Consider the following 24,528-nt stretch of genomic DNA (forward strand, 5'->3'; position numbering starts at 1 on the left):
AACGCGAAGCTCCACGCCGCCAGCACGCCGGGAGTTCGCCGACCGGTCAGCCCATGAACCGACAGCCCCACGAGTGCCGATGCGATCGCGGTGCACAGTGCCGAGAACAGATTGGTTGCGATCGCAGGCTCGGGCCCGAACCGTGCCAGCACGCCCGCGAGCAGTGTGTGGGCAGGTGCTCCGGCCGGATGCACCACACCGAATCGCCACGCCTGCAGTGAGAGCTCAGCGGGATCTCCCCACGCCGGCTCCCAGACCAACGTGAAGAGGTACGCGGCCAGCGGAACGCAGAAGCCGAGTACCACGATCGGAAGGCTGGAGGAATCGTTTCTCTCGCTTTGCTGCATTCGGTCGCCGATGCTCATTGCGGTCGAGTCCGAGTTCTAGCGCGGCGGCGCGCCGCCGTAGACGCGAGCCGCAAACAGTGCGAACCATCCACTCATGTCGCGGTCACGCCCCATCGCCCCGTAGTCGCCTTCGTTGAAGAACACATAGCCCGCTTCGAGTCCGAAGCGCACCTGCACCCCGGGCTTGGTCTGAGAGGGGCGGGTCGTGCGGGAGAGCGATGCGATCTCGAGCGGAAGCTCGAGCGCGACCGCGGCGACGGGGCGCACGCCCCACACGGTCTCATCGAGATCGCGAACCGTCGCGATGATCGAGCCGCCGCCGAGCGTGTCCAAGTCGACTTCGGTGAACGTGAGGCGACTCGAGTGCAACTCGGCACTGAGGCGCGCGGAACTCACGAACGGCCCGAGGTGTCTAAATACGCGAGCACCCAATCCCGCCGAAAATCCGCGGAACGACATCTGCTGCCCTTCGAGCGCGAACACCGTCGAGCCGATCAACCCGTTGTGAGTGGCGAGCTCGCTCGGCGGATCCAGTTCGCCGTCGAACTTCATCGCGGTCACTTCGATTGCCACGTTGCGGCTCACGTGCAGCCCGGCGCGCAACAGAATGGCGATATCGGTCAGTTCCGAAGCCCCCGGCTCGGCCGCCTGAGTGGTTCCGAACGCGCCGATGCCGGCGCCCAGGTAGTGGGCTCGCGCGGACGCCGGCGCCGGAGCCGCGCATGCCACCAGCATCACGACTCCGAGGGTTGCGAGAAACGGCACCGGGTGGCCACGTCGCATGAGTCGAGTTCTCCTAGTTCATTTCCGTGCGACGATTCGCTCGCATGAGCAGTTCGGGTGCTTCGTCCGGCGCACGTTCGGCTGCGCGACGCCCCGCGCCCAGCGATTGGAGCTGGTAGAGCCTCGCATAGAGTCCGCCGAGGGCGATCAGCTCGGCATGGGTTCCGTTCTCGCGCACCCGCCCGTGGTGAACGACCACGATGCGATCGACATCCTGAAGCGTCGAGAGCCGATGCGCGATCACCAGACTGGTGCGCCCGGCCAGCAGCCGCCTCACCGCACGCTGCAGCTGCTCTTCGGTGCGCGAGTCCACATTCGCCGTGGCTTCATCCAGGATCAGCACGTCGGGATCGTGCGCAAGCGCTCGGGCGAACGAGACGAGCTGGCGCTGCCCGGCCGAGAACGTGGCTCCGCGCTCGCGGACCACCGCGCCGTAGCCGCCATCGAGGCGCGTGATGAACGGCTCGGCTCCGACTTCGCGCGCCGCTGCGAGCATTGCCTCGCGGTCGAGGCGCGAGCGACCGAGCGACAGGTTGCCCTCGATCGTTCCGCTGAACAGGAACACGTCCTGCAGCACCACGCCCAGTCGCGAGCGCAGCGCCCGCACGTCGTAGCGCTCGATCGGCACGCCATCCACGCGGATCACGCCGCGCTGCGGCGCGTAGTAGCGCAACAGCAGGCTGACGAGCGTGGTCTTGCCGGAGCCCGTCGGCCCGACGATCGCGACCCGCTCGCCGGGACGGATCTCGAGCGACACGTCCTGCAGCACCCATTCCTCATCTTGATAGGCGAACCACACGTTCTCGAACTCGATGTGGCCGCGCAGCCGCTCGGGGCGCAGGCCCGCCGCGTCGGGGTGCGCGAGTGCCGGATCCTCGGGGGCGTCGAGCAGCTCGAACACGCGCTCGGCCGCCGCCATGGACTGCTGCAGAATGCCGTACTTCTCGCTCATGTCCGAGACCGGCCGGAAGAAGCGCTGCGTGTACTGAATGAACGCGACCAGCGTGCCGAGCGTGATGCCGGTCCACATCACCTGGCGGCCGCCGTACCACACGATCAGCGAGATCGCGATCGCACCCACCAGTTCGAGCACCGGGAAGAACACCGCGTGCTGAGCGACGGTCTTCAAGTTGGCGTCGCGGTGCGAGGCGTTGCGCTCCTGGAACTCGTCGAACGAGCGCGGCTCGCGATTGAGCACCTGCACCGTGCTCATGCCGCTGAGGTGCTCGTTGAGAAACGCATTGAGCCGCGACAGCGCGACGCGCACTTCGCGGAACGAGTTCCGCACCACGACGCGAAACGCGATGGTCGCGATCACGATCAGCGGAATCACCGAGAACGTGACGCCCAGCAACTCGGCGTTGAGCTGGACCATCGCGATGATGATGCCGATCAGGGTGAGGAAGTCACCGACGAACGACACGAGCCCCGAGGTGAAGAGCTCGTTCAGCGTGTCCACGTCGTTGGTGACTCGCGTCATCACGCGCCCGACCGGATTGCGATCGAAGTAGGAGACCGGCAGGCGCTGCAATCGAGCGAACAGCGCGGTGCGAAGGTCCAGCATGATGCGCTGGCCCACCCGCTGCATGATCTGCGTCTCGAGGAACCCGATGAAGAACCCGATCGCGAGCACCGACAGGTAGAGCATCGCGATCTGATCGAGGAACGGCAGGTCGCGGTGGCGGATGCCGTGGTCGATCGCCTGCTTGGTCAGGTAGGGCCCCGCCAGTTGCACCAGGGTTCCGACGAACCCGACCAGGATCGCGAGCGCCACCTGCCAGCGATAGGGGCGCAGGTAACCGAGCAGCCGCCGCAGCAGATGGCGGTCGAGCGCGCGGTCGTGGCGTTCTTCGTCGGGAGCGTTACTCACGAAGCTTCGATCTCCTCTTCGAGCTGCTCGACTCGTTGCAGTTCGGCATAGCGTCCGCCGCGCGTCAGCAGTGCGTCGTGCGTGCCGCGCTCCACCACCGCGCCGTGATCGAGCACCACGATCTCGTCGGCGTCGCGTACCGCGCTCACCCGATGCGACACGATCAGCGCGGTGCGCTTGCGCATCTCACCTTCGAGCCCGTGCAGGATCTCGTGCTCGGTGTGCGTGTCGACGCTCGAGAGACAGTCGTCGAGCAGCAGCACCGGGCTGTCGCGCAGCAGTGCGCGCGCGATCGCGGTGCGCTGCTTCTGCCCGCCCGACAGCGTGATGCCGCGTTCGCCAACGCGGGTCTCCCAACGCTTCGGGAATCGCTCGACGTCCGGCGACAGGTGCGCGATCGCACCGACTCGCTCGATCTCGGCGGCGGTGGCGTGATCCACGCCGAACGCCACGTTCTCCGCCAGCGTCGCCGAGAACAGGAAGGTCTCCTGCGGCACGTAGGCGATCTGGGCTCGCAGCCACTGGAGATCCAGGTCGAGCACATCGATGCCGTCGAGGAACACCGTGCCACGCGGGGCGTCGAACACGCGCGGCAGCAACTGGATCAGCGACGACTTTCCGGATCCGGTGCGGCCCACGATCGCCAGCGTGCTGCCGGCCGGCACGTCGAGTGACAGGTTCGAGAGCGCCGGCTCGCGAGCACCCGGGTACGTGAACGTGAGGTTGCGGATCACGATCTCGCCGCTCGCGCGGCCCTCCGGCTTGCGAGCGTTCGGGGCCGTTCGGATCGAAGCGTCGGCCGACAGGATCTCGTCGATGCGCCCCCACGACGCGAGGCCCCGTTGCCACAGACTGATCACCCAGCCGAGCGCGACGACCGGCCAGTTGAGCATGCCCAGATACCAGGTGAAGGCCACGAACTCGCCGAGCGAGATGCGATCCTTGATGACCTCGCGCCCGCCCAGAAACAGCGCGAGCAGCGCGGCAACGCCCGACAGGAACGACAGCGCGGGGTAGAAGGCGCCACTGGTGCGGATCAATGCGACGTTGCGATCGAGGTACTCGCGATTGAGCCGCAGGAAGTCGGCGTGCTGCACGCGCTCCAGCGCGAACGCACGCACTACGCGCAGGCCCGAGAGATTCTCCTGCACGTGCGCCGCGATGCGGGCGAAGTGTGCCTGGATGGATTCGAAGCGGCGGTGAATGCGCTCGCCGAAGAACCACACCGAGAACGAGACCAGCGGGAGCGGCAGCAGCGTGTAGAACGTCACGCGGGGCGAGATCGCGAACATCAGCACGATCGACGCGACGCCGACCGCCACCGTGTTCACGAAGTACATGATGCCGGGGCCCATCATCATGCGCACCGCCGACATGTCGTTGGTGGCGCGCGCCATGATCTCGCCGATCCGCGTGTCCTGATAGTACGAGGCCGGCAGTCGCTGCAGGTGCTCGAACAGGTCGTTGCGCAGGTCGTATTCGATGCGGCGCGAGATCCCGATCACGACCTGCCGCATGAAGTACTTGAAGATGCCGCCCAGCAGAGCGACTCCGAAAAGCGTCAGGGCGTAACGGCCGAGCTTCTGGGCCGTCACGCCCTGATACAGATCATCGACCGCGAAACGCAGGACCTGCGGCTGTGCGACCACGATCGCGTTCGCGATCAACACGCACGCCACGCCCCATGCGAGCCCGCCGCGGTGGCGGGCCAGATAGGCGTGCAGGCGCGCGGTTCGCTTTTGGATGTCGCGTTCCTCTGCGAACCGCTCAGGGCTTGGTCGAGTTGCCCAGATACCCCTGCGAACGGTTCAGCTTGGCGCTCTTGGTCGTGAGTCCGACCGTGATCTGATCGGTGTGGAGCGCGTTCTCGGCCGCCGCGGTGTGCATCGAGCCGATGAAGACGTCGAGGTGGTCGTCGACGCGGTAGAGCAGCGTGGCGCCCGCCAGGTGATAGCTCGCGTCACGCGTCAGGTTCTCGCCCTCGGCCGCGATGCCGCCGCGGTAGCGACCCGCGAGCAGGATCGACTTCGTGAACCACAGGCCCAGGTCGCCCGACAGCTCGATCCGATCGCTCGGGGCAAGGTCCCGGTAGGTGTAGCCGGCGCCGGCCTGCCAGAAGCCTCGCGCGCCGAGCCCGCTTCCCAATCGAAACATACCGGTGAAGTCGTGCTGTCCCTCGCCGAGCGAGGGAGTCGAGAGCTGCCGCGCTTCGTTCACGTTGATGACGTCATTCTCGGATTCGAACAGGAAACTGCGGTCGTAGCCGAGCGGGCCCTTCCAGGTGATCTCGACCGCCGCCGCACCCGAACCCTTCCACACCGGAATCAACAGGCTCACGAGCGCATCGCCGAGTCCTGCCGTGGTGGGGAGCGTCGGCTGGCCATTGCCGCCGAAGCGACGCGTCGCGCTCACGAATGGAATCGCGGCGCGGAAGTTCGCCCACTTCTTCCAGCCGAACTGGCTCGTCCAGGTCAGCGAACGCTGCTCCGCCAGCCCACCACCCGCGAGGTAGGCGCGGTTGCCATCGGCGTCGTGATACGTGTCGGACGAGTAGAAACCGCCCTCGATCGAGGTCGCCTGCTCACCGGGCGCCAGCAGCCACGGAGAGATGTCGGCGGATGCGGCGGCCGGAATGCCGAGAGCGGCCAGAGCAAGCACGAACAGCACGGTACGCGTGCGCATGAGGGGTCGGGAGCCTCCGAGGTGGGACAGGGCGCAGGGGCGCCCGGGGCGATTCGCCGGTCAGAACCGAGGGAAGGTAGGGGAGCCGGGGAGCGCGAAGCAAGGCGGTCGCGACCGGCGCCGCAGGGTTCTCGCCGCGACTGCCGCCCTGTGACACCCTGCCCGCCATGCCTGCGCTTCGCGTCCTCGAGCACGTTCGTTGGTACGACAGTGTCTGGAAGCTCCCCGCCGCGCAGGTGGCGTGGCTGCGCGAGCGGTTTCCCGACGTGCACTTCGATTCGCCTCCCGACCGTGAGTCCGTAACGGCCCTGCTGCCGGCGGCCGACATCGTGCTCGGCTGGGGCATTCGGCGCGACAACTTCGAGTTCGCGAAGCAGCTCCGCTGGGTGCACGTCACCGCGGCCGGCGTCGAGCCCCTGATGTTTCCCGCGTTCATCGAGAGCGACGTGGTGCTCACCAATGCGCGCGGCATGCACTCGCGCTCGATGGCGGAGCACGCGATCGGCGTGATGCTCGCGTTCGCGCGCAAGCTGCACTTCGCGCGCGACGCACAGCACCGGCGCTCCTGGGATCAGGAGGCGCTGAGCTTCGAGGCCCCGCCGATCGCCGAGCTGGAGGGCGGCACGCTGGGACTGGTCGGGTTCGGCTCGATCGGCCAGCAGGTCGCGACTCGGGCGCGCGGACTGGGCATGCGCGTGATCGCGGTCCGCCGAAACCCGGACGAGGTCGCGGCCCCGGCGGACGCTCAGTGGGGCATGGATCGACTGGACGCGCTGCTGGCCGAATCGGACTTCGTGGTGGTGTGCGCGGCCCTCACGCACGAAACGCGCGGGCTGCTCGACGCCACACGCCTTGCGCGCATGCGAACGCACGCGGTGCTCATCAACGTGGCGCGGGGCGCGATCATCGATGAGCCGGCGCTCATTGCCGCGCTGCAATCCGGGGCGATCGCGGGCGCGGGGCTCGACGTGATGGCCGAGGAGCCGCTGCCGGGCGAGAGTCCGCTGTGGACGATGCCCAACGTGATCCTGACGCCTCACATCTCGGGGATGGGCCCGCGCTACTGGGAACGCTCGGTGGAGATGTTCGCAGGCAACCTCGCGCGTTACATTGCGGGGGAGTCGCTGCTCAACGTGGTGGACAAGCGCGCGGGGTACTAGCGCGATCGCTCGCGAGAATCGGGCGGAACGGGATGGCTCGCGACGTGACGACGATCGGAGTCCTGCTGGCGGGAGGAAGCGGCCGACGGCTCGCGTCGGGCGGGCTGCCCAAGGCGTGCGTCGAGTTCGACGGATCCACGCTGGTCGAGCGGGCACTCGCGACACTGCTCCAGGTCTGCAGCCAGGTCATCGTGGTCGCACCCGAGCTGCTGACGCTGCCCGTGCCGACCGATCGTGCGCCCGACATCATTCGCATGGCGGATCCGCCCGGAGACGGGGGACCTCTGGTCGCGCTCGCGGCGGCGCTTTCGAGTCGACCGTTCAAGCTCGCGTTCGTGATGGGCGTCGACTTTCCGTTCGTCACCGCCGAGACGCTGCGTGCGGTTCGCACCGGACTCGCGGTTCAGCGAAGACTGATGCGCCGTTTGGCGCTCGCGCGCGTTGCCGAGGGCACGCCGCCCAGACGCCGCCCGCTCGTCTGCGTGCCCTCACCGGGCGGCATGCCCCAGCCGCTCGTGTCGGTATTGCATCCTGCCGCGACGCGGCGGCTCAGCGAACTGGTCGACGCGGGCGAGCGTTCCGTGACGGCGGCATTCGAGCGACTGCGACCCCACTACCTGAGCGATTCGATGCTCAAGGAATTGGGCGTTTCCTCCGATGATTTCTTCAACGTGAATACACCGGAGGATCTTGCCCAGGCGCGCGAGCGGCTCGACTCAGCGACCACCGCGCGTGCGATTCCACCCTCGCCGCCCCTGTCGCCGACTGCGGAGAGCGGGCCCGACGGAGAATTGTGGCTTGGGGGGCGTCGGGTCGCCCAGGTGCACGCCGAGCTTCAGGCCAGTGATCCGACGCTTCGTGCATTCTGGGCGTACGACATGCAGGGCCTGCGCGAACGCGCGACGCGACTGCGCAACGCGTTCGGGCCGCTCACGCCGCTCATCGCCTACGCGATGAAAGCGAACTCCTGGCCGCCGATTCTCAATGCGCTCGCCGAGGAAGGGTTCGGAGCTGAGGCTGGTTCGCTCGGCGAACTGGAGCTCGCCGAGGCCTGCGGGATCCCCGCGGAGCGGCGAATCCTCAACGGCAACGGGCGAACTCCCGAAGAAGCCGATTGGGTCGCGCAACACGGCGTGCACTGCGTGAACGCCGACAGCATCGATGAGCTCGACTTGTTGCACTCGGCGGCGGTGCGGCACGCGCGCACCATCCGCGTCGCGATTCGCGTGAATCCGAACGTGCCGATCGCGGGGCACCCGTACGTGGCGACCGGCCACGGTGAGTCGAAGTTCGGAGTCAGTCCCAAGGACGCGCTCGGCGCGTGGCGCGCGCGCAGTCGCTGGCCGCGGCTCAATCTGGACGGCCTGCACATCCACATCGGCTCGCAGATCCTCGACGCACGCCCGCTCGAGCAGGCCCTCACGCTCGCGCTCGACGTGCGAGAGCAAGCGGCGGGCTTCGGGCACCTGCTCAAGCTGATCAATCTCGGTGGCGGCTTCGGCATCGACTACGACTTCGGTCGACGCGAATTTCCGATCGAGGACTACGCGAAGTTCGTGACCGCGGTGCTCGAAGACACCCTGGTGCAGGTCGTGCTCGAGCCCGGGCGCTGGGTGGTCGGGCCGATCGGGGTGCTGGTCGCCGAGGTCCTGAACGTGAAGCTGCGCGGTGAGCATCGATTCGTGGTGCTGGCCGCCGGTATGAACGACCTGATTCGCCCGGCGCTGTACAACGCGCGACACCGCATCGTGCCGGTGTCGCCGCGTGCGGGCGCATGGACGGATGCCTGCGTCGTCGGCCCGGTGTGTGAAAGCGGCGATCAGTTCGACTCGCGGGTCTCGCTGCCGCCACTCGAGCGCGGCGACCTGGTTGCGATTCTCGACGCCGGTGCATACGGGGCGAGTATGAGTTCGACCTACAACGGTCGGCCGCGGCTGCGCGAGGTCGGGATCGAGTAGCGGGAAGTGGGCTACACTGCCGGCCGCACGGAAGCTCCCCACGACACCACCATCAAGGAGATGGACTCGATGATTCGCAGACTGATGTTCGCGGCACTCACGCTGGCCTGCATGGTCACCGTGTCGAGTACGCCGCCGGCGCAGGCCGGCACCGAGTTCGGAATCAAGGCCGGCGTGACCGGCGCGACGCTCACCGGCGACATCGCCGACGTGACCGATCCCGAGCGCACCACCGGCATTACCGGCGGGCTGATGCTGGCGATCAAGCTGCCAGGCGATCTGTTCGCGATCCAGGGCGAGGCGCTGTACGTGAAGAAGGGCGCCAAGTGGACTGACCTGGCCAGCTCGCCGAGCCCGCCGTTCTCGAGCGACGGCGAGGTGAACCTGGAGTACATCGAGCTGCCGGTGCTCGCGCGCATGTCGCTGCCGCTCGGACTGCCGCTCAGCCCGTTCATCGTGGCGGGACCGACGTTCGGCTACAGCATCAGCGCCAAGTTCAAACCCGAGGACACGACACTCGACGAGCAGGACCTCAAGGACCAGATCAAGAAGCTCGATACCGGCTTTGCAGTCGGTGCCGGGGCGCGACTGGGCCCGGCGACGCTCGAAGCGCGCTACGGTTCGTCGCTCAGCGACGTCCAGGAGGACAACGGTGCCGCGCTGCCGACCAAGAACTCGGTTTTCACGGTGATGGCAGGATTCGTGTTCTAGCAGAAACCGCGAACGGCCCGCCTCTTGAAGACCTGAAGAGGCGGGACTAACCTGCGCGGGCGCAGTTGGTGGTTCGCTGCTCTTCGATTGCAGTCGAGAGAATCGAAGAGTCGTGTCGTTCCCCGTCGGCACACCCAGGACCGGTGCGTGCCGAATCGAGCGGAGTTCGATCTCCGCAGGAGAGGTGGCATGAAGTCACAACGCTTGGGAGTGCTGGTGGGTGCAGGTGCGCTCGCTCTGGCCTTCGCCGCGAACGCGATGCCGGCGGACGCTGCGGGATCCCGGCTGGCGATGGGCGGACGGACATTGGCGGCGCGAACGCAGTCGAGCGGTGGAGCCGCTCGCACGGTGGCGAGCAGTGCCGCCGTCGGAACCGTGCTGCCGGTGGGACTGGGCAAGTCGATCGGCAGCCTGCCACCGTGGCGCTTCGTGCACGGGATCTTCTATCCCTACGGGTTCTCGCCGTGGGGCAAGCGGTAGGAACCGGCAGGGCGCGGGGCCAATCCGCGCACCCGGGATATGTGGAACGGCTGGTGCCGAAAGGTGCCGGCCGTTTCGATTGGGTGGTCAGCGGTCGGCAGAACTACCGGGCCGGAAATTTGTTCCGGGTCCCCGAACCCATCGAATTCGACTCTTGAAGCGCTCGAGCTCTGGGTCTAGGCTCGGGGCCGCTGCGTAACTCGCTGACCGGGGAACTCTGCCGCCATGACCGCAATCGCCCCAGATCGGTCCCTTCGGCCCATGTACTCGTTCGCTGCCCTTCGTCTGCGCCCCGCGCAGGCTGGAGGGCCGTTTTGTTCCCTGACGGCGTCACCAGGACCGGGGGTGTGCCGAGTAGAGCGGAGTCGGATCTCCGCGGGAGACGCAAGATGAAGTCGCAACAATTGAGAGCGATCGTCGCTGCACTCGCTCTCACCTCCACGCTAGCGCTGAACGTTTCGCCTGCAGTCGCAGCGGGCAGACGTGCGGCGGTCGGTGGAGTTCCCGATGGCGGAAGTGACGCAAGTCGCGTCCGCCTCTCCGCTGGACCATCAGGCCAGCGGACGATCTACCGCGTGCCGATCGTTCGGTTCGGGGATCCTGACGATGGAACCGGACGAGTGCTGCCGACCTACTACGCGGTCGCGCCACTCTGGCCGTTGGGTGCACTTCAGATGATTGCGTCAAGCAGCCGACTTCCGTGGGGTCCACGATGAACTCGCTGCTGGAGCGTGCCGCGGCGCTTCGAACTCTATTGAACGCCGAAACGCCATTCACGCTTCGGGCCGACGCGCAATCTTCAGCGCTGTCGTGTACCTCCGACCTAATCGCAGTTGGAGAAATTGAGCTCGCTGGGGAGCTACTCGAGTCGATCTCTCTGGGACTCGACCGGTCAAACCTCCGCATGCGCGCGTGGGCAGACCTGCAACGAGCATCATTGCTGCGTCACAGAGGCGAATTGCAGGAATCGTTGGACTTGGCTCGAAGTGTGCGGGCGCAGCAGGTGCTGCTGGAGTCCTACCCGGAGCTTCATTGGCTATGCCAAATCGTGGAAGGAGCGGCACTCTGGAGAATGAATCGGGCCAACGAAGGCAGGCGGATATTGGAGTCAGTTCGATCCAGCCTCCTCTCATTTCCAGATACTGAGTTGCTTGCCCTTGCGTCGCATGAAACTTCGAGCGCCGCACTCTTCAGCGGCGATCTTCCGCAAGCGAGAAGCCTGGCTCTTGACGCGCTAGTTTCGGCAAGACGCTCGCTTACGTCACACGTCGAGTCCCGTGCACTCGACAACCTGAGCAAGATTGCCCGTTCACGATGTCGGTGGCATGAAGCTCGGGACGCCTTGCAACTGGCGATAGCAATCAACGAGAAGATGGGATTCCGCGCATTCCTCGGCGACGCAGAGCGATCGCTTGCGATTGTTGAGTGGAAGGCGGGTCGACTGCGAGAGGCCGCCAGACTCGCAACGGCAGCGATCGGGCACCATCTCGACGCGGGGGCGAAGCGGCGCGGTGCGGTTGCTCAACTCTTGCACGGCTTGATTCGACTTCATGCCGGCCAGCTGAAGGAAGCAGAAGCCGAGATCGTGAAGGCTTCCGAACTCTACGAGGTTTCGGATACTTCCCGGCTCGCGCTGCTCTCTCAAGAGTATCTTGGCGACGTGCACCTCGAGCAGGGCGAGGCGGTCGAGGCGCTCAAGTTCTACGACGAGGTGTGGCCCAAGGCGATGGCGCTCGTGCCCAAGGGCGACATCATCGCGGAACTTCGGCACCGCCGTGCCGAGTGTTATCTACTGCTTGGACAGCGTGAGCGCGCCTACGAAGAATCGCTTCAAGGCCTGAAGCATTGTCGGGAGCTCGGCGACCGCTACGAAGAAGCCGCGACGTATCGTGTGCTGGCGCTCTCGGCGGCGGCCGTCGGTCGCTTTGCAGAAGCGAAGAGCTGGTTCGACCAGGGCTTCGCATTCTACGAGGACATCGAAACGCCGTACGAGTGGGGCAAGCTTTGGCTCGCCTATGGCGACTGGCTGTGCGGCGACCACGCCGGGCAGTTCAGTGATCACCGAGCGGCGCTCGAGGCATTTCGTGCGGCCCGCGATCACTTCGAGCAGATGGGCGCCGAGGGCAAGCTTGCGGCCGCCGATGCACGGATTCAGAAGCTCGCTCCAACGCTTTCGCCGGAGCCCTCATCGACCGATGCGAGTCGAGATCGCTCCCACAGCGGCAGCGGGCTGTCGGACTCGGTTCGCGAGAAGCCGCGACCTCCGCGTCGCCCGCGTGCATCGTCCGAGACCGAACGGCGCGCCGCACGTGCGCTCGAGCTTTTTGGTCTCGTTACGCGCAATCGCTCGGTGCTCGACATCCTGGAGCAGTGCGCCAAGTTGGCCGAGGGCCGCTCGCCGATGCTGGTGCTCGGAGAATCGGGCACGGGCAAGGAGCTGGTCGCAGCCGGGATCCACACGATCTCGGGCCGTCGCGGACAGTTCCTTCCACTCAATTGCGCGGCCATCCCGCCCGAGGTGTTCGAGAGCGAGCTCTTCGGCCACATGGCTGGTTCATTCACCGGCGCGCTGCGCGACAAGATCGGCATCGTCGAGGCGTGTGACGGTGGCAGCATGTTCCTGGACGAGGTCGGGGAGATGCCGCTCGAGCTGCAGGCGCGCGTGTTGCGCTTTCTCGAGAGCGGCGAGTTCCGCCGCGTCGGCGCCACCCGCAATACTCGCGCGGATACGCGACTCGTGGCCGCCACCAATCGCGACCGCCTGGCGCTGAAGAACGGCGAAGGCTTTCGAGCGGACCTCTACTATCGACTCGCGCACGGTGTGATCACCCTGCCGCCGCTGCGTCAGCGCGGCGACGACATCGCGCTGCTGATCGAGCACTTCCTCGAGCAGGCGTGCAGCGAAGCGGGCCGCGAGGTGAAGCTCGCCGACTCGGCGTGGGCGAGACTGGGTGCCCATCCGTGGCCGGGAAACGTGCGCGAATTGCGCTCCACGATTCAACGCGTGGTCGCGCTTGCGCGCGATGGCGAAGTCATCGACGCGAACGGTATCGAGCTCGACGACAGCGATGTCCCCACGAACCTGCTCGAGGAGACGATCGTGGTCGAGAAGCGTCGCATCGAGGAAGCGCTGCGCCAGGCCGGCGGCATGAAGAGCGAAGCGGCTCGTCGGCTCGGCCTCTCTCGCACCACGTTGCTCTCGAAGATGAAGCGCTACGGGATGATGGAGTAGCACTTCCGCCTCGCCCCGCGCTCTCCGCGTCGAGTCCCCGCTCCGCGGAAGCAATTGCCCGCCTCAAGCTGATGCAGGCGGAAGAACGTTCCGGTAATTCGGAACTTTGCGCTGCCCCGCGAATCGCCAACTCGGCTCCCGAGGTTGCCCGGCGTGAATTGATGGGTGGATGCCTGTAATTCATTGAGACGTCCGACGCTCTCGACTAGCGTGCCGATCATCGGATTCCTCGCGGACTCGACGAGCGACAGCGCTCAGTCCAAAGCCGACGAACTGAGAGCCAGCGACGCTGGGATCAGCCTCGGAATGGCGGTGCTCGACTCGATCACCGGCCAGTACAACGGATTTTCCGATGACGAGTTTGAGCAAGTCTTCGGTTCGAAGCGCGATCACCTCTGGAGTGGTCGCTGGTCGATGCTCATTCCCATCGCCGCCGGCGGCGCTGGAGTCGTATTCGAGAGTGTGTTCTCGGAGCGATTTGCAGCCAGTTGGAAGGCGGGCGTCGTCGTGACGGGAGGGGCCGACTCGAAGAAACCCGGCAACGCAGAATCGTCCGGCACGACGAGTTCCGGTTCCAATCGCGGCAACTGATTCCAGCGACTCACTCATCAGGAGGGAATCATGCGCCGTTCGGCGTGGTTAGTATCGTCGATGCTCATGGTGTTGCTTCCACAAGGTTGTTCGTGGCACGGGGCCGCGATCGGCACCGGTGTTGCCGTAACGGGTCTCACCTTTGTCGCGTCTCGAATGAATCCGCTGTACTTCGGCAGGCACGCGTCGCGAGACTCGATCGAGCAGTTACGCGCTGCCCCGTTCGATGTGCGGATCGCCTACCTCGAACTGGACGACCAGGGCTGGTTCTACGGCAAGGAGCGGCCTCGGGCGGTGCTGGACGAGGTTTCCGCGCTCGCGGACTCCGGAAACGTCGCGTTGCTCGTCTTCGTTCACGGCTGGCGACACAACCTGTCGAAGGGCGACACGGATGTGAGGGCGTTTCGAGAGACGGCCTTTGCGCTGGGGGATCTGGTCAACGATCGGGACTTCAAAGCACTCCGCTTCGGAGCGTCGGGGGACTCGAACACGACGCTCGTGGGGATTCATGTCGGGTGGCGGGGCAAGATGTGGCCCGAGATGCCCGTGATCCCGAGTGCCAGGGGAAAGTGGTCGAAGGTGGTGAACCCATTCGTCTCGATTGCGAATGGTCTCGGCGTGGTCGCGAGCATTCCGGTGTACTGCACGTTCTGGAGCCGCAAGTCAGCGGCGGAACGGATCGGTCACGGCGATCTTGGGGAATTTCTGGGCGCTCTGGATGCCCTGTACCACCGCGCGAATCGGCGTTCCGACCGGCTGATGTCGATGGTGGTGGTCGGGCACAGCTTCGGAGGTCAGGCCGTCTTCGACGCGACTCGTGAGCGCATCGAAGCGAACTTCTCGACCGCCATCTCCAAGAGCATGCCCGATCAGGGCGTGCATGCCGGCGATTGGTTCTATCCGGACTCCGTCACCGCGGCGCAGCACCCGATCGACAGCATCGTGCGCGGTTTCGGCGATCTCGTGGTGCTCATCAATCCTGCGATCGAGGCGGAGCGCTACCACCGGATCGACTGCCTGACGCGCCGCTTGAAGTACTCGCCACGCCAGCAGCCCGTCATGCTCACGGTGTCCGCCGAGAACGACAAGGCGCGTCTGGTCTTCTTTCCGATCGGACGATTCCTGTCGAAGTTCGGTTCGAAGACCCAAAAGCACAGCACTCAGAAGGATCTGATGCGTGAGGCGCTGGGCAGCTACGAGGCTCAGATCACTCACGACCTCGGGCTGCGCGACAGTACGCCGGACTCGGTCGAAACGGCCCGCCGCTCCATCGTCGAACTTCCGCGCAAGGCGCCGTTACCACCTGCCAATTCCGTGCGTGAGGAGCGGCAACAGCGCGAGGAGGTAGGCCGAGAGATCGCGAATCAGAAGCGGTTCGAGTACCACGGCAAGCTCCCGGCCGGATCGAGTGACTCGACGATCGCGAGCATCCAGCAACAGATCATGCTGCCGAGTCTGGATCTCAAGCCGCGAAGTCAGGGCAGGGAACTCGTCGTAGCGATTCCGCGCGCCGCCGCACGTCCGGGAATGCCATCGAAGGTGATGCTCGCCGACAAGCGGGTGATCGACGGCCACAGCGGCTTCTTCCGTCAAGAATTCATTCGCTGGCTGGCGCTCGAAGTGCGGCGGATCCAGACCGTTCACTTCGAAGACCGAAAACTCGAGCGGAGAAAGTAGTCGCGGCCGGCTTTGCAACCGCTTCGCTAACTCGCCTCGGTGTGCGAGGGCTTCGGCGCCGGAAGCTCGATCTCGGTCCCGGTCTCCGGGGCCGCGCTCGTGCGATTCCGGTTGTGGCGGCTGTGGCGGCGCGCAATGCGCTTCGCCTCGGGGCTCGTCTTCTGGGGCGGCAGCGGGTCGGTGAGGATCAGCGTGCCCAGCAGCACATCCGCGAGCGGCAGCACGACGTTGAAGTTCTTGCCCATGTGAATGTGGTGCAGCTTGTGATGCTGGGTGATGAACTTGAAGAAGCCTCTGCTCTCGATCCACGGGATCGACGGCTTGTGCATCAGGTAGTGGAAGCCCTCGTAGGCGAGGTAGTACACGAAGATCGTCGATGCGACCGCGATCGCGAACGCCACCCACGGCAGGTTCACACCCAGCGCCGTCAGGCCCAGCCCGAGCCCGACCCACGGCACCATGTTGAGGCCCACCAGCGCGAAACCGCCCCACCACTGAAAGCTCAGCGCCTCTTCCTGTTCCTCTTCGTGAACATGGAAGGTGTCCTCGTGCTTGCAGAGCTGGTGGTGCACCAGGGTGTGCGCCGTGAACATCTGTGGCGGCAGCCACGGGCGATGCAACCAGTTGCGATGGTAGATCCACTCGAAGAACGTTGCCTGCAGGAGGCCGGTGACGATGCCGACGAGAACTGCGATCAAAACACTGGTCACCTGGATGGCTCCGCTGCGGCCCAGGAGGGTGACTCGAGGGACGCATCCGCGCATGTGCGCTGGGGGTGTCGCCGGATTGCCCTCAATGGGCGGAAAGGCGACTCAAAAGCTCGACTACGTTAGCACGAGTCGGCCGAATCCGTCGCACGAGTTGCGGGGTGGTTGAGTCGCGGCCGGACTCCCGCGATCTGGACCCGAGCCGAGGAGCCCCTCTATTGTCCCGCGCTCATCGGATCCAGGGCGCAAATCCCGAACCCAGGCGAGGGTCATGGCCACGGCAATTCTCAAGCACTCGATCGCAATCGTCGTCGTCGCCGCTGCGATCTGCAACGCCTCTGGGGCTGCGGCCGCCACGGATCCATTCGCCGCGCACGCCAAATCCGCACTCCGCCGAACGGGATTGCTCACGACCTACCTCGATCGCTCCGCCGGCAAGCTGCTGCTCGAGCTGCCGAAGCCGGTCGGCGAGCGGAACGAGTGCGGGTCGTTTCTCTACCTCGAGGGCATCCGAACCGGGCTCGGCTCCAATCCGGTCGGGCTCGATCGTGGGCAGAGCGGCGATGCTCGGGTGGTGACGTTTCGCCGCGTCGGCAATCGGGTGATGCTCGAGCAGCCGAACCTGCGCTACCGCGCGCAGTCCGCGGACAGCAACGAGGTGCGCGCGGTGCGCGAGTCGTTCGCGGTGTCGATTCTGTGGGCCGGAGAGGTGGTGGCCACGGCTTCCGATGGTCGCCTTCTGATCGATCTCACCTCGTTCGTCGTTCGCGACGCGCATCGAATGACCGCGGCGCTCAAGGAGGCCAATCAGGGGGCCTATAGCCTCGACAAGGATCGCAGCGCCCTCGAACCCGGGCAGTGCAAGAGTTTCCCCGACAATCTCGAGTTCGAGGCGGTGCTGACCTTTGCGAGCGACGAACCCGGCCCCGAAGTGCGCGCCACCGCACCCACGCCGCAGGCGATCACACTGACGCAGCACCACTCGCTCGTGCGACTGCCCGATGACGGCTTCAAGCCGCGCGTCTGGGACCCGCGCTGCGGGTCGTTCGAGGTGCTGTTCGCCGACTACGCGCAACCGATCGCTGCCGATCTGGACGTGCGCTGGCTGGTGCGGCATCGGCTCGAGAAGCTCGATCCTTCGGCGGCTCGCTCACGAGTGAAGTGGCCGCTGGTCTACTACGTCGATTCGGGTGCGCCGGAGCCGATTCGCTCCGCGCTCGTCGAAGGCGCCTCGTGGTGGGCGCGCGCATTCGAGGCCGCGGGATTCATCGACGCGTTTCAGGTCAAGCTGCTGCCGCCCGACGCGGACCCGCTCGACGTGCGCTACAACGTGATCCAGTGGGTGCATCGCGCGTCGCGTGGCTGGTCTTATGGCGGAGGCATCATCGACCCGCGGACCGGCGAGATGATCAAGGGGCATGTGTGGCTCGGCTCGCTGCGCATCCGCCAGGATCGCATGATCATCGAAGGCCTCGCGGGCATCGAGAAGTCGGGGAGTGGGCTCGCTGACGATCCGGTCGAGGTGAGTCTCGCGCGCATTCGGCAGCTCTCAGCCCACGAGGTGGGTCACACGCTCGGCTTCAATCACAACTTTGCCGCCAGCACTTACGGCGATCGCGCCTCGGTCATGGACTACCCGGCGCCGCAGGTCGGCATCCGACCCGACAGCTCGCTCGACTTCTCGAGTGCCTATGGCGTCGGAGTGGGTGAGTGGGATGTGCAAACGGTTCGTTACGCCTATTCGGAGTTCAGCTCGCCAGCGGCCGAGGGCGCGGGCCTCGAGGCGATCCTGCGCGACAACCAATCGAAGCGTCTCCTCTACTTGTCGGACGAAGACACGCGCCCCGCGGGCGCAGCGCACCCGCTCGCGGCGATGTGGGACAACGGCGCGGACCCGATCGCAACGCTGACGCACGAACTCCAGGTACGGCGGCTCGCGCTGCGGCGCTTCGGTGAGCGCAACATCTTCCCCGGCGCGCCACTTGGCAGTCTCAACGCCGTACTGGTGCCGCTCTACTACCACCATCGCTACCAGATGGAGGCGGCGGCCAAGTCGATCGGCGGGCTCGACTACTCGTACTCCGTGCGCGGTGACGGCTCGGCGCCCGCTCGACCGGTGCCCGCGGATCGACAGCGCGCCGCGCTCGCCGCGGTACTGACCACCCTTGATCCCGCGCAGCTCGACCTGCCCGAGTCGCTGCTCGGCAAGTTGGCTCCACCGTCGGTCGCGTATCCACCGCACCGCGAGTTCTTCGGGTCGCACACCAGCCCGATGTTCGATGCGCTCGGAGCGGCCGGGACCGCGACCGAACTGACGCTCGGCGTGCTGCTGCCGCCCGCGCGCCTGGCGCGCCTGGTCGACTTCCATCGCCGCGATCCGTCGCAGCCGGGCGTCGAGGAGCTGCTCGATGCAATCACGCATCGAGTCTTCGGCGACCCCGCGCCGGCGACGCCGCGGCTGCGTGAGATCCGTCGGACCCAGCAGGGGGTCGTGGCTCGTGGGCTCATCGAGTCGGCCGCCGCGCCGACGCAGACCACCGCGGTGCGCGCCGCACTCGAGGCATGCCTGACGCGACTGGCAGCCGACCTCAAACGCGGCGCGCGTTCCGGCGAGCCGGCCGACCGGGCGCTGCGCGACGCTCTGGCCGGTGACATCGCGCGCTACATGGCGCGCCCTGCAGCATCGTCGCCCGCGCCTTCGGCGGCACCCGGCGGTGCACCCGAGTTGCCACCGGGCCCGCCGATCGGGGGATGGAACGCGAGCGACGAATGCGTGTGGGAGTCGAGCTCGGCTCGTCTGCGTCCGCAGGACTACCGATAGAGCGTCTTCAGCGTGCCCCACGAGTGGCCGAGGCTCGGCGTGGCGCCGCAGCAATCGGTTTCGAGCGACAGCCACATCGGATTAGCCGCGCCGACCGAGCACCATTCTGTCGTGGTGGTGAAGATGTTGAGCGCGGTCACGAACTGCGTGCAGGCGACGCAGGCCGCCGTCGACGCGGCGAGCCCTGGCCCGGTGGTGGCGCTCGCGCAGGCGCCGAGTCCGGTGAATCGGAGCAGCACGAAGGCGTTGCCCGTGATGCAGCATCCGGCCGGAATCGGCAGCGTGTGGATCACGTTGGTGCTACCGGTGCCGGTGATCGTGAAGTTGCTCGGCGAGCACAGCACTCGAGTCGGATCGGGCTCGAGGCACGTCGCGCCCTGAACCGCTCCCACGATCGAGAACTGAACCTGCGCGGAGCAGGCTCCGAGCCACCGCATGCGGAATCGCAGGCTGGTGGGCGTCACGGCACCGGTGGCGGCGCACGCTGCGCAGTTCGCGGTCGGGACCTTCCACGCCACGGTCTTCAGCTCCTCGGGCGGCGTCCAGATAAACGAGAAGTTGTTGACCGGTCCGGGCGTGAGCGTGCAGGTCGCGTTGACGACCGGCGCGTCGTCGGCCTCGATTGCGATCTCGTCTTCAGGACCGGCGATCGGTGCCGCGAGAAGGGTTGCGGGGCACGCCACGAAGGCAGCAACGAGGAGTGCGAGGAGCGGGTACCGGTGGTAAGAAGCGTTCATCGAAGTCTCCGCGTGGACCCGTCGTCTCACGACCGGTCGGTTGGTTCGGACCCGGCCACTGCCGGGCTTCACGCAGAGGAGCTTCGATTTGGGACCGAGCCCGCTCAATCGAACCGTGACGAGCGGGAGCTGGGAGTGACATGCGGGTGAGAATCATGACCGCGCGTGAGCCATAATCGTCGCCATGGAGATCGGCATGTGAGACGCCTCGATTCCAAATGGACGCCGGTGGCGGCGGTGCTGGCTTTCTTCTTCGTGATCGGCAGTCTCGAGGCGCTGAGCCTCTACGTGGCGGACGCGCGCGTGGGTCGCACCGTGACGCTCGGGTCGATGCTCAAGGGCACCCTGCCGTCGTGGATCGTGCAGCTGTCGATCGCGTGGCCGGTGGGCTGGCTGTCACGACACGCGCGGCTCGGGCCCGACACCTGGCTGCGTCGCCTGCCGCTTCACCTGCTCGGCGCGTTTCTGTTCTCCGCGATCACGGTGATCGGGACGGTTCTGATCTTCAAGTGGACCGGTCAGCTCGGGCAGCAGCCGATGCTCGTAACTGTGCAGCGCTCGTTCTTCGCGTTCCTCGCCAATCAGGTCGCGATGTATGGGGCGATGGTAGGCATGTTTCACGCGCTCGACTACCTGCAGGAATCCGAGCAGCGCGAACGGGAGCGTGCGCGGCTGGCCGCGAGCCTCACCGAGGCGCGCCTCAATGCCCTGCGGTCTCAGCTGAGTCCCCACTTCTTCTTCAACACCCTGAACGCGATCTCGACGTTTTCGCTTCAGGGCCGCCCCGGGCAGGTCACCGAAATGGTCGGAGCGCTCGGTGATCTGGTGCGTGCGAGTCTCGACGACCAGCTGCCGCACCAGGTGCCGCTCAAGCGCGAGCTGGAGCTGCTCGATCTGTATCTCGACATTCAGCGCGTTCGTTTCGCGGACTGGTTGCGGGTCGAGCTCGATATCGAGCCACGGGCGGTCGAAATGCTGGTTCCGAGTCTGGTGTTGCAGCCGCTGATCGAGAATGCGATCGAGCACGGCGGACAATCGCCCGACGGATTGAATCACGTGCGACTGCGAGTCGGGCTGGAAGGCGAGGCGCTCCTCATCGAAATCACGAATCCGCTCGCGGACCTCGCACCGGCCAGACCCGAACGCCCGCGCCTGGGCGTGGGGCTTCGAAACACCCGCGAGCGCCTCGAGCAGTTGTATCCGGGCGAGCATGCGTTTCGTAGCGAGGCCGCACCGGGACACGAGTACGTGACCACGATCCGCATTCCCGCTCGGCGTGCCGCGACGGCGGGTGGCGCATGATCCGAGTGTTGATCGTTGACGACGAGCGGCCGTCGCGTGAGGGGCTGCGCTTGCGACTCGAGCGTGTGGAAGGCTTCGAAGTGGTCGCCGAGGCTTCGAGTGGTCGTGCCGCGATCGCCGCGGTGCTCGAGTTCGAGCCCGACCTCATGTTCCTCGACATCCGCATGCCGGACCTGAATGGGTTCGAGGTGTTGAAGGGGATTCCGGCCGCGCGCCGGCCGCGGGTGATCTTCGTGACCGCCTTCGATCGCCACGCCCTGCGCGCCTTCGAAGTGCACGCGCTCGACTATCTGCTCAAGCCGATCGTGCCGCAGCGCTTCGAAGCGGCGCTCGAACACGCACGGTCAGCGCATGCGCAGCGGCTCGCTTCGCGCACGCTCGAGGAACTCGCTGTCGCGTTGCGCGGTGGCGCCGATGGCCCGAGCGCTACCCGCGATGCGCCGGCGGAATCGCGGCGAGCAGCGGCGCTCGATCGCCTCATGGTGCGGGATGGTCCGCGATTCCGGATCGTGCCGGTCGGCGCGATCCAGTGGCTCGAGTCGTGCGGCAACTACGTCACGATTCACACCGGTGGTCGCGAGCTGCTGCACCGCATCACCCTGAGTCAGCTCGAGGAGCAGCTGCCGGCGCGCGAGTTCGCTCGCATTCATCGCGGCGCGATCGTGAATGTGGCCGAGGTCGCCGAGATCCGGCGCTCGCCGCACGGCGACGGCGAGATCGTGCTTCGCGACGGCACCATGCTGCGCATGAGCCGCCGCTATCGCGATGCGCTCCTGTGAGGCCGCGGGCCGTGCGATAGGCGATAGCCGGGCCGGATGCTAGCCTCGCCGGGAGTTCGACGCTTTCCCACCCACCTTCAGGCGGAGGCACCATGTCCGGCATTCTCGATCTCGTAAACGATGCACTCGGCGGCGACAACTCGCGGGCGATCGGTGAACGCATCGGTGCGAATCCACAGGCCACGCAAGGCGCGATCGCAGCCGCACTGCCCATGATTCTGGCCGGACTCACGCGCAACGCGCAGGAGCCGGGCGGCGCCGACGCGTTGCATCAGGCGCTCGCGCGCGACCACGACGGCGGCCTGCTCGACAATCTCGGCGGTCTGTTCGGCGGTGCAACGGGCGGCAAGGCCACCGACGGCGGCGGAATTCTCGGTCACGTGCTGGGTGGACGTCGCGAGGTCGCCAATCAAGCAGTCGCGAAGGCCGGCGGCATCGACGCGGCACAGGCAGCGCAGCTGATGGCGATCCTCGCCCCGATCGTGATGGGAGCACTCGGCCGCGCCCAGCGTCAGCAGGGTCTGGACTCCTCGGGGCTCACCCGTTCGCTTCAGGGCGCCAGCGAGTCGCACGCTCAGGCTCAGCCCGACCTGATGGGATTCGCGAATCGAATGCTCGACAAGAACGGCGACGGCTCAGGGCTCGACGAAATCGTCGGCGGGCTCGGCAAGCTCTTCGGCGGTCGCTGACCGCCGGGCTCGTTCCGTAATTCCACTCGGGCATTCGAGAGTCGTTCGCCGGGCCGGCTACCGCCAGGTGTAGGTGAACACCGCCTGCACGTAACGCCCGAGCGTGCGATCGCGCGAGTCCTGAACGTAGGTCTCTGTGACGCTGCGATTGACGCTGCGTTCCTGCGCGAGCACGTCGGTCGCGGTCACCCGGATCTCGCCGCGGTCGCCCTTGAGCAGCTTCTTGCCGAGTGTCGTGTTCCACAGCACGACGTCCTGGCCGAACTGATTCGGCACGCCGCTCTGCAGGTTGTGATTCAGCTCCTGCCGCACCACGATTCCGTGCGGAGCGATTGCGTTGAAGCGGAAGCCGAGCGTATGCGTGTAGTAGTCGCCGCGATTGCTCTCGCTCAGCGTATTGCGGGTGATGTTGTAGGTGCCCTGGTAGGACACCGAGAAATCGAGATTCTGGCTGATGTTGCTCGACAGCGTCGCGCCCGAGCGGATGCCGTAGGTGCTCGCCTCGTTGACGCCTGCGGTGATGCGAGTCGGAGTGCGGGTGAAGCTGCCACCGCCGTTCAGACTCAGAATGCTCTTGAGCACCTTGGTCGGCCGGCTGTGCACGCCGAACAGGAACGCGTTCCAGGAGTGATCGAGGTTCTCGGGTGTGGTGAGCTGCGTGCCGCGCGCCAGGAAGATGCCCCGGATGGTGGTGTCGTTCGGTGCGATGAACGTGGAGTTCGCGATCGGGTGCGAGGTGCGTGTCAGGTTCCCGAACACGAACCGGCTCTTGGATTTCGCCGGGTCGGCTTCCGAGATGCGCAGCTGCAAGGAGTGATTGTAGGTCTGGCGCAGGTTCGGATTGCCGCTCGAGAGCGAGAGCGGATTCGAGTTGTCGAGCACGTTCTGAAGCTGATTGATCGTCGGCGCGGTGGTCGAGGTGTTGTAGGCGAGCCGGACGTTGCGTCGATTCTGCAGGCTCGCGGTCAGGATCACCGACGGCAGCACATCCTCGAACGTCTGCTCGATCCGGCGGCTGTCGGGAAACGTCTGTTCCGAGCGGAGCTGCGTGCGCTGATAGGCGCCGGTGGTGAGCAGCTTCCATGGCCCGGTCGTGAACAACAACGAGGCCCCGCCGTTCTGAACCAGATTGCGGCTCTCGTACGAGTTCGACAGCGCACTGTCCGGCACGCTGTAGGTGCCGCTGAACGGGTCGAACCGCAGCGCCCGCGCATCGGACTCGCTGCGCGTGAGCGCCGGGCTGTAGGTGAGCTGCATCTGAAGGCGCGGGTGCAGAGGCTCGGTGTACGCGATGCGGGTCGAGAGCGTGTTCGTGGTGGTGAGCGAATTCGAACGCTGGTTGAGCGTGTCGCTGACGGTCGAGTCGCCCTGGAAGTAGTCGGTCAGTGAGTACTGGGCGCCGTCGCCGTCGCGCTCGTTGTGCCCCATGTTGATGTCGGCCGAGATGTTGCGCCCGCGCCGTGCGAACTTGTGCCGCAACGTGAGGCGATTCGACAGGTTGTTGCCGCGCGTGTCGCTCTGGTTGTCATTGCTCGCCGCATTCAGCACCTCGCCGAGCGTCGAAGTGTTGCCGCCCACCGCGAAGCTGTTGGTGCGGTTGTTCTGGAAGTAGAGCCGCGGCTGCATGATCACCGAGTTGAGCGAATCGAGCGTCCACTCGAAGCGCCCGTCGAAGCGCTGATTGCCATTGCGACTGTCGCTGGTGGTGGCCTGGTCGTAGAACGCAGTCGAATCCTGCGGCGGCAGGAACTGGCGCGACAGCGACTGCGTATTGTCGTTGTCGGTGTCGTTCACGAACACGCTGCTCGTGACCGAGAGCTTCTTGCCCCATTGGCCCGCGTAGTTGGTGCCGCCCGAATGCGTGGTGCTCAGGCCACCCTGCTGATTCACGAAGAAGCTGCTCGGATCGACGCCGCTACCGCCACCGCCCATGCGGAACATGCCGCCGCCACCGCCGGGCCCGCGCGGGCCGCCGCCACCGCCGCCGAACATCATCATGCGC

19 protein-coding genes are annotated in these 24,528 nt (G+C 66.2%); 11 read left to right on the forward strand and 8 right to left on the reverse strand.

What is annotated here, in order from left to right; genetic code table 11:
- From HOP12_12140 to HOP12_12160, 5 genes are all read right to left on the reverse strand, one after another.
- Positions 1-347, reverse strand: a 347-nt coding sequence (locus HOP12_12140; protein NOT34904.1) for a DUF2723 domain-containing protein, incomplete at its 3' end; no start/stop codon positions are given.
- A 36-nt stretch (positions 348-383) separates the two neighbouring features.
- Entirely contained in the window at positions 384-1,130 is a 747-nt protein-coding gene (locus HOP12_12145; GenBank protein NOT34905.1) for a hypothetical protein, read from the reverse strand.
- Between the two features lie 13 nt (positions 1,131-1,143).
- Positions 1,144-3,000, reverse strand: a complete 1,857-nt coding sequence (locus HOP12_12150; GenBank protein NOT34906.1) for an ABC transporter ATP-binding protein — start codon at positions 2,998-3,000, stop codon at positions 1,144-1,146.
- Complete coding sequence (locus HOP12_12155; protein ID NOT34907.1) at positions 2,997-4,745, reverse strand: ABC transporter ATP-binding protein; 1,749 nt, start codon at positions 4,743-4,745, stop codon at positions 2,997-2,999. The genes HOP12_12150 and HOP12_12155 overlap by 4 nt, the downstream gene beginning before the upstream one ends.
- Before the next feature lie 22 nt (positions 4,746-4,767).
- Positions 4,768-5,682 carry a hypothetical protein gene (locus HOP12_12160; protein NOT34908.1) on the reverse strand — a complete coding sequence of 305 codons (915 nt, stop codon included), beginning with the start codon at positions 5,680-5,682 and terminating at the stop codon, positions 4,768-4,770.
- A gap of 167 nt (positions 5,683-5,849) precedes the next feature.
- On the opposite strand from HOP12_12160, the gene HOP12_12165 reads away from it, so the two are divergent.
- From HOP12_12165 to HOP12_12195, 7 genes are all read left to right on the forward strand, one after another.
- Positions 5,850-6,842 carry a D-2-hydroxyacid dehydrogenase gene (locus HOP12_12165; protein NOT34909.1) on the forward strand — a complete coding sequence of 331 codons (993 nt, stop codon included), beginning with the start codon at positions 5,850-5,852 and terminating at the stop codon, positions 6,840-6,842.
- Positions 6,843-6,886: 44 nt separating this feature from the next.
- Entirely contained in the window at positions 6,887-8,800 is a 1,914-nt protein-coding gene (gene lysA / locus HOP12_12170; protein ID NOT34910.1) for a diaminopimelate decarboxylase, read from the forward strand.
- 69 nt (positions 8,801-8,869) lie between these two features.
- Positions 8,870-9,511, forward strand: a complete 642-nt coding sequence (locus tag HOP12_12175) for an outer membrane beta-barrel protein (protein ID NOT34911.1) — start codon at positions 8,870-8,872, stop codon at positions 9,509-9,511.
- Between the two features lie 189 nt (positions 9,512-9,700).
- Positions 9,701-9,991: a hypothetical protein gene (locus HOP12_12180; GenBank protein ID NOT34912.1), complete on the forward strand. Its 291-nt coding sequence runs from the start codon at positions 9,701-9,703 to the stop codon at positions 9,989-9,991.
- Between the two features lie 1,342 nt (positions 9,992-11,333).
- The gene (locus tag HOP12_12185; protein NOT34913.1) at positions 11,334-13,223 is read left to right on the forward strand and encodes a sigma 54-interacting transcriptional regulator; all 1,890 of its coding nucleotides are present in this window, start codon (positions 11,334-11,336) and stop codon (positions 13,221-13,223) included.
- A 306-nt stretch (positions 13,224-13,529) separates the two neighbouring features.
- The gene (locus HOP12_12190; GenBank protein ID NOT34914.1) at positions 13,530-13,814 is read left to right on the forward strand and encodes a hypothetical protein; all 285 of its coding nucleotides are present in this window, start codon (positions 13,530-13,532) and stop codon (positions 13,812-13,814) included.
- A gap of 30 nt (positions 13,815-13,844) precedes the next feature.
- The gene (locus HOP12_12195; GenBank protein ID NOT34915.1) at positions 13,845-15,491 is read left to right on the forward strand and encodes a hypothetical protein; all 1,647 of its coding nucleotides are present in this window, start codon (positions 13,845-13,847) and stop codon (positions 15,489-15,491) included.
- Between the two features lie 26 nt (positions 15,492-15,517).
- On the opposite strand, the gene HOP12_12200 is transcribed toward HOP12_12195, so the two are convergent.
- Complete coding sequence (locus HOP12_12200; protein ID NOT34916.1) at positions 15,518-16,201, reverse strand: hypothetical protein; 684 nt, start codon at positions 16,199-16,201, stop codon at positions 15,518-15,520.
- 268 nt (positions 16,202-16,469) lie between these two features.
- Between HOP12_12200 and HOP12_12205 the strand changes: the two genes are divergently transcribed.
- Complete coding sequence (locus HOP12_12205; GenBank protein ID NOT34917.1) at positions 16,470-19,019, forward strand: DUF5117 domain-containing protein; 2,550 nt, start codon at positions 16,470-16,472, stop codon at positions 19,017-19,019.
- Here the strand turns inward: HOP12_12205 and HOP12_12210 are convergent.
- Positions 19,010-19,756: a hypothetical protein gene (locus HOP12_12210; GenBank protein ID NOT34918.1), complete on the reverse strand. Its 747-nt coding sequence runs from the start codon at positions 19,754-19,756 to the stop codon at positions 19,010-19,012. The genes HOP12_12205 and HOP12_12210 overlap by 10 nt on opposite strands.
- A 198-nt stretch (positions 19,757-19,954) precedes the next feature.
- Here HOP12_12210 and HOP12_12215 point away from each other — a divergent pair, with 198 nt between their 5' ends.
- From HOP12_12215 to HOP12_12225, 3 genes are all read left to right on the forward strand, one after another.
- Complete coding sequence (locus tag HOP12_12215; GenBank protein NOT34919.1) at positions 19,955-21,058, forward strand: histidine kinase; 1,104 nt, start codon at positions 19,955-19,957, stop codon at positions 21,056-21,058.
- On the forward strand, positions 21,055-21,837 hold the full coding sequence (locus tag HOP12_12220; GenBank protein ID NOT34920.1) for a response regulator transcription factor: 783 nt from the start codon (positions 21,055-21,057) through the stop codon (positions 21,835-21,837). Before HOP12_12215 ends, HOP12_12220 begins: the two co-directional genes overlap by 4 nt.
- 92 nt (positions 21,838-21,929) lie before the next feature.
- Positions 21,930-22,526 carry a DUF937 domain-containing protein gene (locus HOP12_12225; GenBank protein ID NOT34921.1) on the forward strand — a complete coding sequence of 199 codons (597 nt, stop codon included), beginning with the start codon at positions 21,930-21,932 and terminating at the stop codon, positions 22,524-22,526.
- 57 nt (positions 22,527-22,583) lie between these two features.
- Here the strand turns inward: HOP12_12225 and HOP12_12230 are convergent.
- The coding region (locus HOP12_12230; protein NOT34922.1) for an outer membrane beta-barrel protein at positions 22,584-24,528 on the reverse strand (1,945 nt) is incomplete at its 5' end.

This window comes from Candidatus Eisenbacteria bacterium (genome assembly GCA_013140805.1).
GTDB lineage: Bacteria > Eisenbacteria > RBG-16-71-46 > RBG-16-71-46 > RBG-16-71-46 > JABFRW01.

Coding starts and splice junctions, on each gene's coding strand:
- HOP12_12145 (NOT34905.1), bottom strand. CDS start 1,130: ATGCGACGTGGCCACCCGGTGCCGTTTCTCGCAACCCTCGGAGTCGTG.
- HOP12_12160 (NOT34908.1), bottom strand. CDS start 5,682: ATGCGCACGCGTACCGTGCTGTTCGTGCTTGCTCTGGCCGCTCTCGGC.
- HOP12_12165 (NOT34909.1), top strand. CDS start 5,850: ATGCCTGCGCTTCGCGTCCTCGAGCACGTTCGTTGGTACGACAGTGTC.
- HOP12_12175 (NOT34911.1), top strand. CDS start 8,870: ATGATTCGCAGACTGATGTTCGCGGCACTCACGCTGGCCTGCATGGTC.
- HOP12_12180 (NOT34912.1), top strand. CDS start 9,701: ATGAAGTCACAACGCTTGGGAGTGCTGGTGGGTGCAGGTGCGCTCGCT.
- HOP12_12190 (NOT34914.1), top strand. CDS start 13,530: ATGGCGGTGCTCGACTCGATCACCGGCCAGTACAACGGATTTTCCGAT.
- HOP12_12195 (NOT34915.1), top strand. CDS start 13,845: ATGCGCCGTTCGGCGTGGTTAGTATCGTCGATGCTCATGGTGTTGCTT.
- HOP12_12205 (NOT34917.1), top strand. CDS start 16,470: ATGGCCACGGCAATTCTCAAGCACTCGATCGCAATCGTCGTCGTCGCC.
- HOP12_12210 (NOT34918.1), bottom strand. CDS start 19,756: ATGAACGCTTCTTACCACCGGTACCCGCTCCTCGCACTCCTCGTTGCT.
- HOP12_12220 (NOT34920.1), top strand. CDS start 21,055: ATGATCCGAGTGTTGATCGTTGACGACGAGCGGCCGTCGCGTGAGGGG.
- HOP12_12225 (NOT34921.1), top strand. CDS start 21,930: ATGTCCGGCATTCTCGATCTCGTAAACGATGCACTCGGCGGCGACAAC.